This is a genomic window from Pseudarthrobacter chlorophenolicus A6 (assembly GCF_000022025.1).
GTDB classification, from domain to species: domain Bacteria; phylum Actinomycetota; class Actinomycetes; order Actinomycetales; family Micrococcaceae; genus Arthrobacter; species Arthrobacter chlorophenolicus.
Genome location: NC_011886.1, coordinates 613,426 through 627,462 on the forward strand (window position 1 = coordinate 613,426; position 14,037 = coordinate 627,462).

General features: G+C 68.0%; 13 protein-coding genes. 7 read left to right on the plus strand and 6 right to left on the minus strand.

Going from position 1 to position 14,037, the window contains the following annotated elements:
• Positions 1 to 46 precede the first annotated feature (46 nt).
• The 3 genes from ACHL_RS02845 to ACHL_RS02855 are packed head-to-tail and all read left to right on the plus strand — an operon-like array spanning position 47 to position 4,025.
• Positions 47 to 1,474, plus strand: a complete 1,428-nt coding sequence (locus ACHL_RS02845; RefSeq protein ID WP_015935798.1) for an aldehyde dehydrogenase family protein — start codon at positions 47 to 49, stop codon at positions 1,472 to 1,474.
• A complete protein-coding gene (gene rfaE2, locus ACHL_RS02850; protein WP_015935799.1) occupies positions 1,471 to 3,021 on the plus strand; it encodes a D-glycero-beta-D-manno-heptose 1-phosphate adenylyltransferase in 1,551 nt (516 codons plus the stop codon). Before ACHL_RS02845 ends, rfaE2 begins: the two co-directional genes overlap by 4 nt.
• A gap of 53 nt (positions 3,022 to 3,074) precedes the next feature.
• Positions 3,075 to 4,025, plus strand: a complete 951-nt coding sequence (locus ACHL_RS02855) for a spermidine synthase (protein ID WP_015935800.1) — start codon at positions 3,075 to 3,077, stop codon at positions 4,023 to 4,025.
• Positions 4,026 to 4,056: 31 nt separating this feature from the next.
• Here ACHL_RS02855 and ACHL_RS02860 read toward each other — a convergent pair whose 3' ends face one another.
• On the minus strand, positions 4,057 to 4,959 hold the full coding sequence (locus ACHL_RS02860) for a LysR family transcriptional regulator (RefSeq protein WP_043793724.1): 903 nt from the start codon (positions 4,957 to 4,959) through the stop codon (positions 4,057 to 4,059).
• Positions 4,960 to 5,090: 131 nt separating this feature from the next.
• Between ACHL_RS02860 and ACHL_RS02865 the strand changes: the two genes are divergently transcribed.
• Entirely contained in the window at positions 5,091 to 6,473 is a 1,383-nt protein-coding gene (locus ACHL_RS02865) for an MFS transporter (protein WP_015935802.1), read from the plus strand.
• A 46-nt stretch (positions 6,474 to 6,519) separates the two neighbouring features.
• Positions 6,520 to 7,269 (plus strand): 3-hydroxybutyrate dehydrogenase, encoded by a 750-nt coding sequence (locus ACHL_RS02870; RefSeq protein WP_015935803.1) that lies wholly within the window; start codon positions 6,520 to 6,522, stop codon positions 7,267 to 7,269.
• A gap of 67 nt (positions 7,270 to 7,336) precedes the next feature.
• On the opposite strand, the gene ACHL_RS02875 is transcribed toward ACHL_RS02870, so the two are convergent.
• Entirely contained in the window at positions 7,337 to 7,600 is a 264-nt protein-coding gene (locus tag ACHL_RS02875; RefSeq protein WP_015935804.1) for a hypothetical protein, read from the minus strand.
• Between the two features lie 261 nt (positions 7,601 to 7,861).
• Positions 7,862 to 8,239 (minus strand): winged helix-turn-helix transcriptional regulator, encoded by a 378-nt coding sequence (locus ACHL_RS02880; protein WP_015935805.1) that lies wholly within the window; start codon positions 8,237 to 8,239, stop codon positions 7,862 to 7,864.
• 135 nt (positions 8,240 to 8,374) lie between these two features.
• Between ACHL_RS02880 and ACHL_RS02885 the strand changes: the two genes are divergently transcribed.
• Positions 8,375 to 9,241: an SDR family oxidoreductase gene (locus ACHL_RS02885; RefSeq protein WP_015935806.1), complete on the plus strand. Its 867-nt coding sequence runs from the start codon at positions 8,375 to 8,377 to the stop codon at positions 9,239 to 9,241.
• A 65-nt stretch (positions 9,242 to 9,306) separates the two neighbouring features.
• Here the strand turns inward: ACHL_RS02885 and ACHL_RS02890 are convergent, their stop codons facing one another.
• Positions 9,307 to 9,942: a LysE family translocator gene (locus ACHL_RS02890; protein ID WP_015935807.1), complete on the minus strand. Its 636-nt coding sequence runs from the start codon at positions 9,940 to 9,942 to the stop codon at positions 9,307 to 9,309.
• Positions 9,943 to 10,048: 106 nt separating this feature from the next.
• Positions 10,049 to 11,536 carry an amino acid permease gene (locus ACHL_RS02895; RefSeq protein ID WP_015935808.1) on the minus strand — a complete coding sequence of 496 codons (1,488 nt, stop codon included), beginning with the start codon at positions 11,534 to 11,536 and terminating at the stop codon, positions 10,049 to 10,051.
• A gap of 226 nt (positions 11,537 to 11,762) precedes the next feature.
• Here ACHL_RS02895 and ACHL_RS02900 point away from each other — a divergent pair, with 226 nt between their 5' ends.
• On the plus strand, positions 11,763 to 13,286 hold the full coding sequence (locus ACHL_RS02900) for an HNH endonuclease signature motif containing protein (protein WP_015935809.1): 1,524 nt from the start codon (positions 11,763 to 11,765) through the stop codon (positions 13,284 to 13,286).
• Positions 13,287 to 13,430: 144 nt separating this feature from the next.
• On the opposite strand, the gene ACHL_RS02905 is transcribed toward ACHL_RS02900, so the two are convergent.
• Positions 13,431 to 14,021 carry a DinB family protein gene (locus ACHL_RS02905; RefSeq protein ID WP_043794399.1) on the minus strand — a complete coding sequence of 197 codons (591 nt, stop codon included), beginning with the start codon at positions 14,019 to 14,021 and terminating at the stop codon, positions 13,431 to 13,433.
• Positions 14,022 to 14,037 lie beyond the last annotated feature (16 nt).

A 14,037-nucleotide genomic window follows, 5' to 3' on the forward strand; every position in this document is an offset into this window, starting at 1 on the left:
CGAAATCCGGCCACAGGCCACGTCCGCACACGACGGGAGGAACCCCATGCCCACCACAGCGATCGACACAGCAGCAGGCCCGGACACGGCCGGCTCCGGCGGCATCACCATCACGGATCCCCGCACCGGCGAGGTCCTCTGGACAGTCCCGGAAGCGGCGCCGGAAGCGGTGAACCATGCCGTGGAGGTGGCCCGCCGGGCCACACCGGAATGGGCGGCCACCGCTCCCGAGGACCGCGGGGCAGCGCTCAAGGCCGCGGCCCGGGCACTGGACACCGCCGCGCAGGAGCTGGCGGGGCTCAACGCCAGCGAAACCGGACGGCCCGTGGAGGAGGCGCTGGCCGGTATTGGAGCGGCCGTTTCCACCCTTGAGCAATACGCCGAGCTGGCCCCCGTCCACCGGGGCCACAGCCTCCGCGGCAACCGGCTCGCCGCCGACTACACCGTGGCCGAGCCGCGCGGAGTCGCGGTCCTCCTGACACCGTGGAACGACCCCGTGGCCGTGGCCTGCGGCCTGATCGGCGCGGCACTGGCCACGGGCAATACCGTCATCCACAAGCCAAGTGAACGCTGCCCCCGGCTGGGCGAGGCGCTCGGCGAGGTCCTGGCGCCGGCCTTCCCGCCCGGAGTGTTCCTTACCGTTTCCGGCGGTGCCGGGGTTGGCGCCCTGTTGTCCCAGTCCGAGGTGGACGTACTGGCACACGTGGGCTCAAGCGCATCAGGTGCCCGGATTGCCCGTGCGGGAGCCCTGACCGGCGCACACGTCATTCGGGAGAACGGCGGCAACGATCCGCTCCTGGTGGACCGCGACGTCGACCCCGCCTGGGCAGCGGAGCAGGCGGCCATCGGGTCCTTCAGCAACAGCGGCCAGATCTGCACGGCAGTTGAGCGGATCTACGTCCACCGGGACATCGCGGAGGACTTCACGGCGGCACTCCGCGCAGAGGCCGCCCGCCGCAACGCCGACGGTTCGGTGGCCCCGCTGGTGGACACGCGCATGCGCGACGCGGTCCATGCACAGGTCAGTGAAGCCCTCGCGGCCGGCGCCGCCGCAGTGGAGGGCGGTGAGCTGCCGGCCGGTCCCGGATCCTTCTACCCGGCCACCGTGCTGGTTGGGTGCACCGCACGCATGCAGGTGATGACGGAGGAAACCTTCGGCCCGGTTGCCCCGGTGCAGGTAGTGGACACGTTCGACGACGGCCTGCGGCTCGCGTGCAGCGGCAAGTATGGCCTCGCGGCCACCGTCCTGAGCAGCAACATTGCCCACATCCAGCAGGCCGTGGCGGCCCTGCCGGTGGGCACGGTCAAGGTCAATGCGGTGTTCGGCGGAGCCCCCGGCGGTGCCGCCCAGCCCCGCGGCGACAGCGGAGCCGGGTTCGGCTACGGGCCTGAACTGCTGGACGAGTTCAGCCAGGTCAAGGTGGTCCACATCGCCGCGCCGCCGGCACCCCCTGCCGGACAGGGCCGGCCATGAGCCTGACCCCGGAAACTGCAGACCTTTCCACCCAGCGGGCGCTCGCCGAATGGCTGCCCGGACGGCTGGCGAAGGAGCAGCCGAGCGTCCTGGTGATCGGTGACCTCATGCTGGACGGCTGGTGGAGCGGCACCATCGAGCGGCTCTGCAGGGAGGCTCCCGCGCCGGTGGTGGACATCGCCATCCGGGACTCCTTTCCCGGCGGCGCCGCAAACACCGCCATGAACCTGGCCGCCCTGGGGGCCCGGGTCTCCGTTGCCGGCATCATCGGCACGGACGACGCCGGGGTGGACCTGCGCCGCCAACTCGAGGCGGCAGGCATCGACGTCCGGCACCTGCACTCGCACCCGGACATGGTGACCACCACCAAGATCCGGATCAGCAGCGGCGGCCAGGTGATGCTCCGGATCGATGACGCCGCCCGGACCGTGCCCACCGAAGCGCTCGCCGGGCTTGCATCTTCGGTGCGCGCCGCCGTCGAACGCCAGGATGCGGTGCTGGTGTGCGACTACGGCAACGGCGTGCTCGCGGACCCCGTGCAGGAAAGCCTGGCGGCAGCCCTGGCCACTGCGGGGAATGCCGGCAAACGCCGCCCGCTGGTGGTGGTCGATTCCCACGACCCGCGGCCCTGGGCACCGCTGCGGCCGGACCTGGTGACGCCGAATGCGCAGGAGGCCGCACGGCTCCTCGATGTCCGGCTCCCCGACGGGCCGGACCGTGCGGACACTGTCACCGGGCAGGCGCCGGCGCTGCTGGCAGCCACCGGCGCCGCGGCGGTGGTGGTCACCCTGGACCGGGACGGCACCGTGCTCATCCGGCCCGACGGCGCCACCCACCGCACGTGGGCACGCCCGGCTGCCGAGAAGCAAGCCTCCGGGGCGGGCGATACCTTCGTGGCGGCGCTGACCCTGGCGCGCTCTGCCGGGCTGCCGCTGACGGCGAGCCTGGACCTCGCCCAGTCCGCCGCCGACGTCGTGGTGCACCAGCCCGGAACCTCGGTGTGCAGCACCAGCCAGCTCAGCCGGTACCTGGCAGCCTTCGCGGACACGGCGCTGGGCGCTGAAGAGCTCAAGCAGCAACTGGACCTGCACCGGTCCGAGGGGCAGCGCATCGTGCTGACCAACGGCTGCTTCGACGTCCTGCACAGCGGCCATACCCGCTACCTGAACCAGGCCAAGCAACTGGGCGATGTCCTGGTGGTGGCGCTGAACAGCGACGACTCGGTCAGTCGCCTCAAAGGTCCGGGGCGGCCCATCAACGCCGTCGCGGACCGTGCGGCGGTGGTGGCGGCCCTGAGCTGCGTGGACTACGTGACTGTGTTTGACACCCCCACCGCCGAACCACTGATCCGGCAGCTCCACCCCGACGTCTATGCCAAAGGCGGTGACTACACGCCGGAGATGCTTGCCGAAACTTCCGCCGTCGAAGAGTCGGGAGGCAGGGTGGCCACCCTGGACTACGTGGCCGAGCGTTCCACCACCGCCGTGGTTAACCGGATCCGCGGCGGCCAGGGCACTGCCACGGCGCTGCAGGGCTCGGGGGAGTAGCCCCGCCGCCGTTCCACTAGGGTTTAATCCATGACTGAGGCGGGGGACAGGTAATGGCGAAACGCGGAAGGGCGGGCGGCCGCGGGCGTGCTGTGGCCGGTGTGGTGGACAGCCAGGCCTCCGGTTCCAAGGGTCCGGTGGAAGGCGTCTACTACGTCGATACCGGTGACTGCGAGCTGATTGCGGACCAGGACAACTCCACCGGCTGGCTCCTGAAGATCAACGGGGTCATGAGCTCGCACATCGACCTCGCGGACCCGCTGTTCCTGGACTTCGAGTACATGCGGTGGATTGCGGCGCTCATTGAGTCCCGCTGGCCTCCGCAGGAAGCTTCGTCCGTTCGGGCCGGCGGCGCCGATGGCCCGGGGAAGTTGCGCGGGCTCCACCTCGGCGGCGGAGCCTGCTCCCTCGCGCGGTACTTCTCCGCCGCCTACCCGGATGCGCGGCAGGTAGTGGTGGAACTCGACGGCAAGCTCGCCGGCTACGTCCGCGACTGGTTCGACCTCCCCAAGGCGCCGCTGCTCCGGATCCGGGTGGGGGAGGCCCGGGAGGTGACCGAAACCCTCACCGCGGACACCCGCGACTTCATCATCCGTGACGTCTTCGCCGGCTCTTTCACGCCGCGGCCGCTGACCACCGCAGAGTTCAGCCAGCACGTCCGCCGGGTCCTCGCGCCGGGCGGTATGTACGTGGTGAATTCCGGGGACGCCCCGGACCTGAAGAATGCCCGCGAGGATGCCGCCACGATCGCCGCGTCCTTTGAACACACCCTGATCATCGCCGATCCCGCCATGCTCAAGGGGCGGCGCTACGGGAACATGGTGATGGCAGGCAGCGACGTCCCCTTCGGCGACGACCCCAAACTGGCCCGCAGGCTTTTGGGCGGCGCAGTGCCGGCGCACGTCTGGGACGACGCCCAGGTCCGCGCCTTCGCCACCGGCACCCCGGTGCGCCACGATCCTCCGGCACCGGTGGTTGAGCCTGTCGAAACCGCCGGTGATTGAGCCCGTCGAAACCTGATGTCGACAGGCTCAATCACCGGGCTGAACGTCCCAGCAGTGCGTCCCGGTGCATCGTCACCTGGTCGCGCAGGGCCTGGACGACGGCGGCCACGGCCGGGCGGCGCATCGAATCGGGCCGCAGGACCATCCAGTAGGGGAGCAGTTCGGCGATCCTGTCCGGGAGCAGCCGGACCAGGTCATCGTGCAGGTCGCCCATGAAACAGGGCAGGAATCCGATGCCCGCGCCGGCCCGCGTGGCCTCCACATGCACGAACACGTTGGTGGACGTCAGGCCGTCCCGCATTGCCGGAACCAGGCGGCGCGGGGCGTCGAGGTCGTCCACCTGCAGCATCGAGTCCACGAAGTACACCAGCGGGTGGTCATTCAGTTCCGCCACCGTGCCAGGCGTCCCATGTTCCGCAAGGTAGGCGCGGGAGGCGTACATGCCCAGCATGTATTCGCCCAGCCGCACGGCCTCCGCGCGGTGCACCTGCGGCTCACCCACCACCACTTCGATGTCAAGGCCAGAGCGCTGCTGCAGCGCGCGCCGGGTCATGGTGACTACCTCCACGCTCAGCCCGGGGTGCTTCCGCCGCAGACGGGCCACCGCCGGGGCGGCAATGTAGGCGCTGAAACCGTCCGTCGCGGTCATTCGTACGACGCCGGTAATGGGGTCGGGTGCCCGGCCGCCGGGCCCCAGCGTGGCGAGCACTTCCTCAACCTGCTCGGCCACGCGCACCGCCCGCTCGCCCAGTTCGGTCAGTTCCCAGCCGCCCGCCGCCCGCGCCAGCACGCGGCCGCCGAGCGACTTCTCCAGCGCGGCGATCCTGCGCGAGACGGTGGTGTGGTTCAGGCCCAAAGCCTGTGCCGCCGTCGTAAATTTCGCCGAACGGGACACCTCGAGAAGGACTAAAAGGTCATCGGGGTTGGCATTCATATCTGCAATTGTGCACACAGTGGGTGCCGCTTTGGTCATTGAAGGCGCAAGTTTGTGCAGCAATACTCAGGGTAGTCACTTGTGCTGGAGATCACAGCACGTGTCAACGTGGACACTAAGGAGAAAAACCAGTGAGCGTAGGAGAACGCCCGGCCAACCAGGCCGCCGGCACCCCAACAAAAGGTGGGGGACTAAAGAAGATTGTGGCCGCCTCGATGGTGGGCACTGTGGTGGAGTGGTATGAGTTTTTCCTCTACGCCACGGCGGCCACCCTGGTCTTCGGCAAGTACTTCTTTCCTTCCACCGGCAACGAGTTGGACGGCATCATCCAGGCCTTCATCACGTACGCGGTGGGATTCGTGGCCCGCCCGCTGGGCGGCATCGTCTTCGGCCAGATCGGCGACAAGCTGGGCCGCAAGCCCACACTGCAGCTGACCATCGTCATCATCGGCGTCTCGACGTTCCTGATGGGCTGCCTGCCCGGCTTCGCCGACATCGGCTACCTCGCCCCGGCGCTGCTGGTCTTCCTGCGCTTCATCCAGGGCTTCGCCCTCGGCGGCGAATGGGGCGGCGCCGTCCTGCTCGTGGCAGAGCACAGCCCCAACAAGTCACGCGCTTTCTGGTCGAGCTGGCCGCAGGCCGCGGTGCCGGTGGGCAACCTGCTGGCCACCCTGGTGCTGTACATCATGTCCTCCACCCTCAGCAGCGAAGCCTTCCTCGGCTGGGGCTGGCGCGTCGCGTTCTGGCTCTCCGCCGTGATCGTGTTCGTGGGCTACTACATCCGCCGGCATGTTTCCGAAGCCCCCATCTTCCTCGAAGCCAAGGAGCTCGTGGAGAAGGAACAGGCGGTCAGCTACGGCGTGGGCGAGGTCATCCGGAAGTACCCCAAGGGCATCCTTCAGGCCATGGGCCTCCGCTTCGCCGAGAACATCATGTACTACCTGGTGGTCAGCTTCGCCATCGTGTATTTGAAGAGCGTGCACAAGTACGACACCTCCTCCCTGCTGCTGGCGCTGCTGATCGCCCACGTCATCCACTTCCTGGTGATCCCGCAGGTGGGCCGCCTGGTGGACCGCTGGGGACGGAAGCCGGTCTACCTGGTGGGTGCCATCACCGGGGCAACCTGGCCGTTCTTCGCCTTCCCGATGTTCGATACCCGCAACGCCGTGGTCATCGTGCTCGCCGTGACCATCGGCCTGTGCCTGCACGCCTTCATGTACGCCGGCCAGCCCGCCATCATGGCCGAGCTGTTCCCCACCCGGATGCGGTACGCCGGCGTCTCGCTCGGGTCCCAGGTGACGTCCATCTTCGCCGGTTCGCTGGCGCCGCTGCTGGCCACCCAGTGGCTCAAGGACACCGGTTCCTGGCTGCCCACCGCCATCTACCTGGTGGTTGCCTGCGCCATCACCGCGTTCGCCGTGCTGAGCCTGCGCGAAACCAAGGGGATTGCGCTGCAGGACGTGGACAAGGCCGACGCCGCCCGCGAGGGACTGCTCAACGCCTCCGCGCGCTGAGCTGCCACGGCCCCACGACAGACTGCGCGTACGAAGGGATTCTGAGATGGAACACGAACTGAATGGCCGGAAGGCCCTGGTCACCGGCGGAGCCGGCGGCATCGGGGCGGCCTGTGTCCGGGAACTGGCCGCCCGCGGGGCGAAAGTGGTGGTGGCCGACGTCGACGCGGCAGCGGCTGCCGCCCTCGCCGACGAAGTGGGCGGCACATCCTGGGCCGTGGACCTGCTGGACGTGGACTCGCTCGGCACCCTGAGCCTGGACTGCGACATCCTGGTCAACAACGCCGGGATCCAGCGGATCAGCCCCATCGAGGAGTTCGATCCGGTGCAGTTCCGCCGGATCCTGGCCCTCATGCTTGAGGCGCCGTTCCTCCTGGTCCGTGCAGCCCTGCCGCACATGTACGCCAACAAGTTCGGCCGCATCATCAACCTGTCCTCGGTGCACGGGCTCCGCGCCTCCCCGTTCAAGAGCGCCTACGTATCCGCCAAGCACGGCCTGGAAGGGCTCAGCAAGGTGACGGCGCTCGAGGGCGGGGAACACGGTGTGACGTCCAACTGCGTGAACCCCGGCTACGTCCGGACGCCGCTGGTGGAGAAGCAGATCGCGGACCAGGCAGCAGTTCACGGCATCCCCGAATCCGAGGTCCTGGCCAAGGTGATGCTCACGGAGGCGGCCGTCAAACGCCTGGTGGAGCCGGAGGAAGTAGCGTCCCTGGTGGCCTGGCTTGCTTCGGACCACGCCGGCATGGTGACCGGTGCCAGTTACACCATGGACGGCGGCTGGTCCGCAAAGTAAGCCTTCCGCTGCCCGTGAACCAGCGCGCGAACCACTGAATGCCAGGCTGGACTGGCCGCTCCGGCGGTCAGTCCAGCCTTCGCAGTTGCCGGTGGTCGTAGAAGAAGAGCCCCCGGGTGGTTTTGACGCCGACGGTGGTTCCGTCCTGCGTCACCACTGTTCCCTCGTGCCGGCCGTTGAACGGATCGTCCCCCAGCACGGCATCCCCGATCCTGTAGGGGCTGCGGGGGCGCAGTGCCTCAACCGCCCTGCCCCATCCCAGCGCAACCGCCGAGCCAAGGCTGATGGGACGGCCCATGCCGGACAGGTCCTGGACATCACTCGAATCCATGCGTACCAACTCCCAGGCGGCAGCTTGCCGCTCAGTCGCGGTGCCTGGTGCCGGAACGCTCCCCAGCAGAGGATGGTCCTCGTAATCCCGGCGTGCACCTTACGCCAAAGCTAGGCGCTAATCACACCAGTCACACCAGTAACAGGTACTCAGGTTTGAAAGCAGCACTACCCGGTTGGGGACACGGGAAGGTCACGGACCCGGGCGCCCCGCGGAATCAGGGTCCAGGGAACGCTGGCTATCCTGTGCCGGCGCCGTATTTCAGGCCCTGCCGTTGATGATCTCCTCGGCATTATCAAAGGTCCACGCCACCAGCGGCACCAGCAGTGCGCTGAGTTCGTAGCCCCTCTCTGTCAGGCTGTAGTCCACCCTCGGCGGGATAACAGGCTGCGCATCCCGGCTCACCAGCCCGTCCCGCTCCAAAGTTTTCAGGGTCTGGGCCAGCATCTTCTCGCTGATGCCCTCCGCCCTTCGCCGCAGTTCGCTCCAGCGCTGCGACCCCTCCGAGAGTGCGGTGAGGATCAAAACGCCCCACTTGCTGGTGACATGGTCCAGCAGCGTCCGGCTGGGGCACCCGGCCGGGAACACGCCGTCGGAGAAACTGGGCGGAAGGGGAACGGGCTGCAGTGTTGCGTCCATGGCTCCAGCTTACCGCCAGGCCGGTACCTTACTCCTGGGTGAGTACCTTACTTCAAAGTGCGTACTCTCTTTCGGGAAGCAAACCCCTTGGAGCGTGGTTGTGACCTTCGACAGAGTATCCCGAAAGGATCCCTTATGAGCATCGTCGTTACCGGAGCCACCGGACAGCTGGGCCGCCACGTCCTCGAAGCACTGCTGGAGCGCAACGTTCCTGCCGGTGACATCGTGGCCGCCGGACGTTCCGTGGACAAGCTGGCAGATTTCGCCGCCAAGGGCGTCCGCGTCGTTTCCGTTGACTACTCCGACGCCGACTCCGTGGCTGCTGCCCTCAAGGGTGCCACCCGCATCCTGCTGATCTCGGGCAGTGAAGTGGGCCAGCGGGTGGAGCAGCACCGCACCGTGATCGAGGCCGCCAAGGCTGAGGGCGGCGTGGAACTGCTTGCCTACACCAGCATCGCCAACGCGGACACCACCGGCATGAAGCTGGCGGACGAGCACAAGGCAACGGAGGAACTCCTGCGCGAATCAGGCGTTCCGTTCGCCCTCCTGCGCAACGGCTGGTACCTGGAGAACTACACGGAGCAGCTGCCCGGGACCCTTGCGCAGGGTGCCATCGCCGGCAGCGCGGGTGACGGCAAGGTCAGCGGTGCGTCGCGGCAGGATTACGCCCAGGCGGCCGCAGCAGTGCTGGTGGCCGACGGCCAGGCCGGCAAGGTCTACGAGCTCGGCGGCGACCACGCCTTCAGCATGGCCGACCTCGCCGCGGAAATCACCGCGGCCACGGGCACTGACATCAGCTACAACAACATGCCCAGCGGCAATTATGCAGGCCTCCTGGCACAGGTGGGTGTACCGCAGGCGTTTGCGGAGATCCTGGCAGACTCGGACCTGGGCATCGCCCGGGGCGACCTCCTGGTCACCACCGGCGATCTGCAGAAGCTGATCGGACGCCCCACGACGTCCCTCGCCGAGGCGGTCCGGTCCGCCGCGGCCTCGGCCTAGCAAACGCACAGCGGTGCCCGGTCCCTGTCGAGGGGGCCGGGCACCGTTTGCGTCGGAGGTGCTTCCTAGGATTTGCTGCCCGTCAGGGCCAGCGTGCCGCCGAGGCCGATCATCAGCGCGCCGCCGGTGGCCTTGACGCTGGAGACCCGGCGCGGTGACCGGGCGAACCATTCCCGGGCGGTTCCGGCCGCCATCGCCCACAGGCTGTCCGAAACCACTGCAATGATGAGGAACACCGCGCCGAGGACACCCAGCTGCAGGGGAATCGACCCCGCCGGATAGTCGACGAACTGCGGGAGCACCGCCACGAAGAACACCACTGACTTCGGATTGGTGGCACCCACCACCGCTCCTTCCGCAACCAGCCGCCGCGGCCGGGCGGAGGTTGCGCGGCTCTCTGGACCGGCGGGGTCTGTCCTGTGCCGGATGGCCTGGACGCCCAGGTAGATAAGGTAGGCGGCCCCGGCGAATTTCACTGCGCTGAAGAGCAACACCGACTCCGCCACCAGCACGCCGACCCCCAGCGCCACCGCAGCCACTTGCAGCAGCTGGCCGCAGGCATTGCCCAGGACTGTCAGGACGCCGCCCCGCCAGCCCAGGGCCAGGGACCGGCCGATGACGAACAGGACGCTGGGGCCGGGGACGGCGATCAGCACCACCGAGGCCAGGGCAAACGCCAGGAGGCTGGAGGCAGGAACCATGCCTGATTTTAGCCCCGGAGGCAGCCCCCTGGCGTAGGACCTGCCGGTGGTTGAGCCCGTTGTTGGTTGAGCCCGTCGTTGGTTGAGCCTGTCGAAACCTGCTGCGCTAGGTGCGCGCGGCGGGCTGCACCACCGGCAGCGGCGACGTTTCGTCTTCAAGGTGGGCCCGCCGTCGTCCGTCTCCCTTGACCCACAGGCGGTAACCGAGGACCAGGAGTCCCAGCCAGGCTGCCCCGACGTAGAGGGCGATCCGGGTGTCCTCGAAGGCGCCCAGCACACCAATGACAAGAACCATGAAAGCGATGGTCAGCACCGATGCCGCGGGCCACCACGGCGAGGGGAATTCCGACGCCGGGAGCCCGCTGTGCTTGATTTCCCGCTTCATCGCCACATGGGAAGCGAGGATCATGACCCACACCCACACGGTGGCGAACGTGGCGATCGAGGCGATGACCAGGAAGACGTCCTCGGGGATGACGGCGTTCAGGACTACGCCCACCAGCAGGATCGCCGTCATCATGACCACCGTCATCCACGGAACTCCGTGCCGTGAGACCTTGCCGAAGGCGGCCGGTGCATGGCCCTGCCGGGAGAGCCCGAAGAGGATGCGGCCGGCGCCGAAGATGTCGCTGTTGATGGCCGAAAGCGCTGCGGTGATGACCACGGCGTTCAGGATGTGGGGCGCGGCCGGGATGCCCAGCCCGCTGAAGATCTGGACAAAGGGGCTGCCGCTGGTGCCCACTTCGTTCCAGGGGAAGAGGCTCATGAGCACGCCGAGGGTCAGGACGTAGAACAGCAGGACGCGGACGGGAACGGTGTTGACGGCCTTGGGGATGACCTTCTTGGGGTCGGCCGCTTCGCCTGCAGTGATGCCGAGGGTTTCGATGCCGCCGAACGCGAACATCACCACGGCAAAGGATGCCAGGAGGCCGCCGAACCCGTTGGGGAACAGGCCGCCGTGCTCCACCAGGTTGCCCAGGCCCGGTGCCACGGTGGAACCGCCGGCCTGGAAACCGAAGGCGATGATGGCGGCGCCGCCGGCGATCATCGCAATGATCGCTGCCACCTTGATCAGCGAGAACCAGAACTCAAGCTCGCCGAAGACCTTCACGCTGAGGAGGTTCAGGGCGGCGAGGAAGCAGATGATGGCCAGGATCCAGATCCAGCGGTCCACCTGCGGAAACCAGAATCCCATATAGATGCTGAAAGCCGTGACGTCGGCGATGGCCACGATCGCCATCTCGAACACGTAGGTCCAGCCGGTCACGAAGCCGGCCAGCGGGCCGAGGTAGCGGCTGGCGTACTGGCCGAAGGAACCGGATACCGGGTGCCGAACGGCCATTTCGCCCAGTGCCCGCATCACCATGAACACAGCGGCGCCGCCGATGATGTAGGCCAGCAGGACGGCGGGACCCGCCTTCTGGATGGCGGAAGCGGAGCCGTAGAAGAGGCCGGTGCCGATGGCCGAGCCCAGTGCCATGAACCGGATGTGGCGGACGTTCAGCCCGCGGTTCAGGACGCTTCCGACGGCGGCTGCCGGCGTCTGCTGTCCGGCGCGGCTTTCGTTCCGGGTTGGGGATGGTGCTTGTTGCATACACTTACCTTCTCGTCTTTGGGAGGGGAGCCGCTAACCAGCAGACCACTTCCGGGGACGCAGTGATGAGCCTCACGCTGGCTTGGTGTCTTTGATCTCAGACTGTCCGGGTGGGCGCCGGTGGTTGAGCTTGTCGAAATCCGGTTGGTGGGTGGGTTGCGGTGGTTGAGCTTGTCGAAACCCGGTTGGACCCTTGAATGTCGTACCCCTTTGCCATAGTTGGGTTATGGGGAAGTCGGCGGTGGTGAGGGCGTTGGAGGAGATCGATGCTGCCCTCGCCGTGCTGAACGCGGAGGTGGATGGTGCCGGTTGCGAGCCGTTCTCTGCGGCCGATCCGTTGGCTGGGTTGGCGGGCGGGTGCTTGGACATCCTGGCCGGCGCCCGGGCGGTGGAGGCCGGGGTCGCTGGTTTGAAGGCGAAGGCCGCGGTGGCGTATGCCGAGAGTGCCAGCGCGGTGGCGGGCCCGGTGGTACCGGCGCATTCGCAGGAGATGTCGGCCGCGGCGGAGGTCGGCTGCGTCCTGGCGTTGGGTCCGCGGGCCGCGTCGTCGTTCCTGGCCACCTCCCACGCCCTGGTCGCCACGCTGCCGCTCACGTTGGCCGGGCTGCAGGCCGGGGCGCTGTCCTGGGATCACGCGGTGGTGATGGCCGACGAAGCAGCCGGTCTAGACACTGTCGGCGCCGCGGCGTTGGAAGCGCATTTCCTGAACCCGGGCGCCCCGGACGCGGCCCGCGGTTGCCCGGTAGGGGAGTTGCCGGCGCACCGGTTCCGGGTCAAGGCCCGCACCTGGCGCGAACGCCACCACGCCGAGAGTATCGAGGCCCGGCACGCCAAGGGTGTGGCCGAGCGGCGGGCGGAGTACCGGCCGGACCGCGACGGGATGGCCTGGCTGTCCGCGTACCTGCCGGCCAGTCAGGCTTCGGCGGTCTGGGACCGTCTCACCTCCGAAGCCCGTGCCCTGCAGGGACCGCACGAGCGGCGCACCCTCGCCCAGTTGCGCGCCGACAACTACGCCACGGCCCTGCTCGCCACCTACCCCGCACCCGGTGCCACCAACCGCACCCGCCCGGACAGCGACGGCTCTGGCGCCATGGCCGGCGCCGCGGCTGGTGCCGTTGCCGGCGGGGTGTCTGCTCCGATCCGTGCCCAAGTCCTGGTCACCGTCCCGGTGTTCTCGCTGCTGGGCCTGACCGACGAGCCGGCGGTCCTGGACGGGTACGGTCCCATCCCGCCCTCGATGGCACGGAACCTGGTGGCCGGCGGGGCGGGCTCGTTCTACCGGGTGCTGGTGGACCCCCGGGACGGGGCGCCGCTGGAAATCGGCCGGACCAGCTACCGGCTCACCAAAGCCATGCGGGCCTGGCTGCGGCTGCGGGACGGCAAGTGCCCGTTCCCCGGCTGCAGCAACCATTCCCTGGACAACGACGCCGACCACATCCTCTCCTGGGCCAACGGCGGCACCACCGGGATCAGCAACCTCGGCCAGCCCTGCCCGAAACACCACAGGCTCCGGCACACCACCGCCTGGAAACCCACCCCCGCAGGCCTGAACAAACCACCCGGCTGGGTTTCACCTGCCGGCCGTCATTACCCATGCGAACCTCAGGACTGGGAACCACCCCACCGGCCCCAGCAGCTGGAAACGATATCGACACCCGGCGGGCAAGACGGCGGCCATCCACAACATTCATGCACAGGACTATCGCCGGCAGAAGAAGTCTTCGAACGGGTGCTTCGACCACCGGCGTAGCAGCGCCGTCACCCACTATGCGAATGACTGCGATGGCTGCCTCAAGCGCTCACGTCAGTTGTGCGCTGCAAGGGTATTGATCGCGCTGCAGGGGTATCGATCAGGGAGGGCATAGTGCCGGGGAGCGCACTCTGCCTGGCTCCGCTACTCCGGCGCGGTCCCCGCAGCCGTACGTGCTGCTGCTTCGATTTCGGTGCGGTGGGCAGCCCATTCTTCCGGGCTGCGCGACGTCAGGTTGGGGTCGCCGGGCCGCTGGCCTGCTGTCCCGTCGATCAGTTCCCGGAGGATGTCCGCGTGGCCTAGATGGTGTGCCCGCTCGGCAACCATGTGGACCAGGATCTGGTGGAGCGTCACCTGGCGGCGCTCCTCCGGCCACCACGGCACGGACCCTCGAGCGTCGAGTGTCAGGGCTTCGATGGTCGCATCGCTGTGCTCGCCGGCGAACCGGTGCAGCTCCACGATGTCATGCAGTGATTCGTCTGCAGCCACCCACATGTCCGCATCGGGAAGGGCGTCATCGTCCAGCCATGGCAGGCTGCGTCCGCTGGGCCGGTCAAAGACCACGCCGAAGTAGTCGAGTTCAACGCTGGCAACATGCTTGACCAGGCCCAGCAAGTTGGTGCCGGTGGGCGTCAAAGGCCGGCGGCAGTCGTACTCGCCCAGCCCATCAAGCTTGCCGAGCAAGTTGTCCCGCCGGACCCGTAGGTAGTGGTGCAGTGTCTCTTTTTCATCCATGAAACGCACCCTACCC

Coding starts and splice junctions, on each gene's coding strand:
- ACHL_RS02855 (WP_015935800.1), top strand. CDS start 3,075: ATGGCGAAACGCGGAAGGGCGGGCGGCCGCGGGCGTGCTGTGGCCGGT.
- ACHL_RS02895 (WP_015935808.1), bottom strand. CDS start 11,536: ATGCAACAAGCACCATCCCCAACCCGGAACGAAAGCCGCGCCGGACAG.
- ACHL_RS02905 (WP_043794399.1), bottom strand. CDS start 14,021: ATGGATGAAAAAGAGACACTGCACCACTACCTACGGGTCCGGCGGGAC.
- ACHL_RS02885 (WP_015935806.1), top strand. CDS start 8,375: ATGAGCATCGTCGTTACCGGAGCCACCGGACAGCTGGGCCGCCACGTC.
- ACHL_RS02890 (WP_015935807.1), bottom strand. CDS start 9,942: ATGGTTCCTGCCTCCAGCCTCCTGGCGTTTGCCCTGGCCTCGGTGGTG.
- ACHL_RS02880 (WP_015935805.1), bottom strand. CDS start 8,239: ATGGACGCAACACTGCAGCCCGTTCCCCTTCCGCCCAGTTTCTCCGAC.
- ACHL_RS02900 (WP_015935809.1), top strand. CDS start 11,763: ATGGGGAAGTCGGCGGTGGTGAGGGCGTTGGAGGAGATCGATGCTGCC.
- rfaE2 (WP_015935799.1), top strand. CDS start 1,471: ATGAGCCTGACCCCGGAAACTGCAGACCTTTCCACCCAGCGGGCGCTC.
- ACHL_RS02845 (WP_015935798.1), top strand. CDS start 47: ATGCCCACCACAGCGATCGACACAGCAGCAGGCCCGGACACGGCCGGC.
- ACHL_RS02875 (WP_015935804.1), bottom strand. CDS start 7,600: ATGGATTCGAGTGATGTCCAGGACCTGTCCGGCATGGGCCGTCCCATC.
- ACHL_RS02860 (WP_043793724.1), bottom strand. CDS start 4,959: ATGAATGCCAACCCCGATGACCTTTTAGTCCTTCTCGAGGTGTCCCGT.
- ACHL_RS02870 (WP_015935803.1), top strand. CDS start 6,520: ATGGAACACGAACTGAATGGCCGGAAGGCCCTGGTCACCGGCGGAGCC.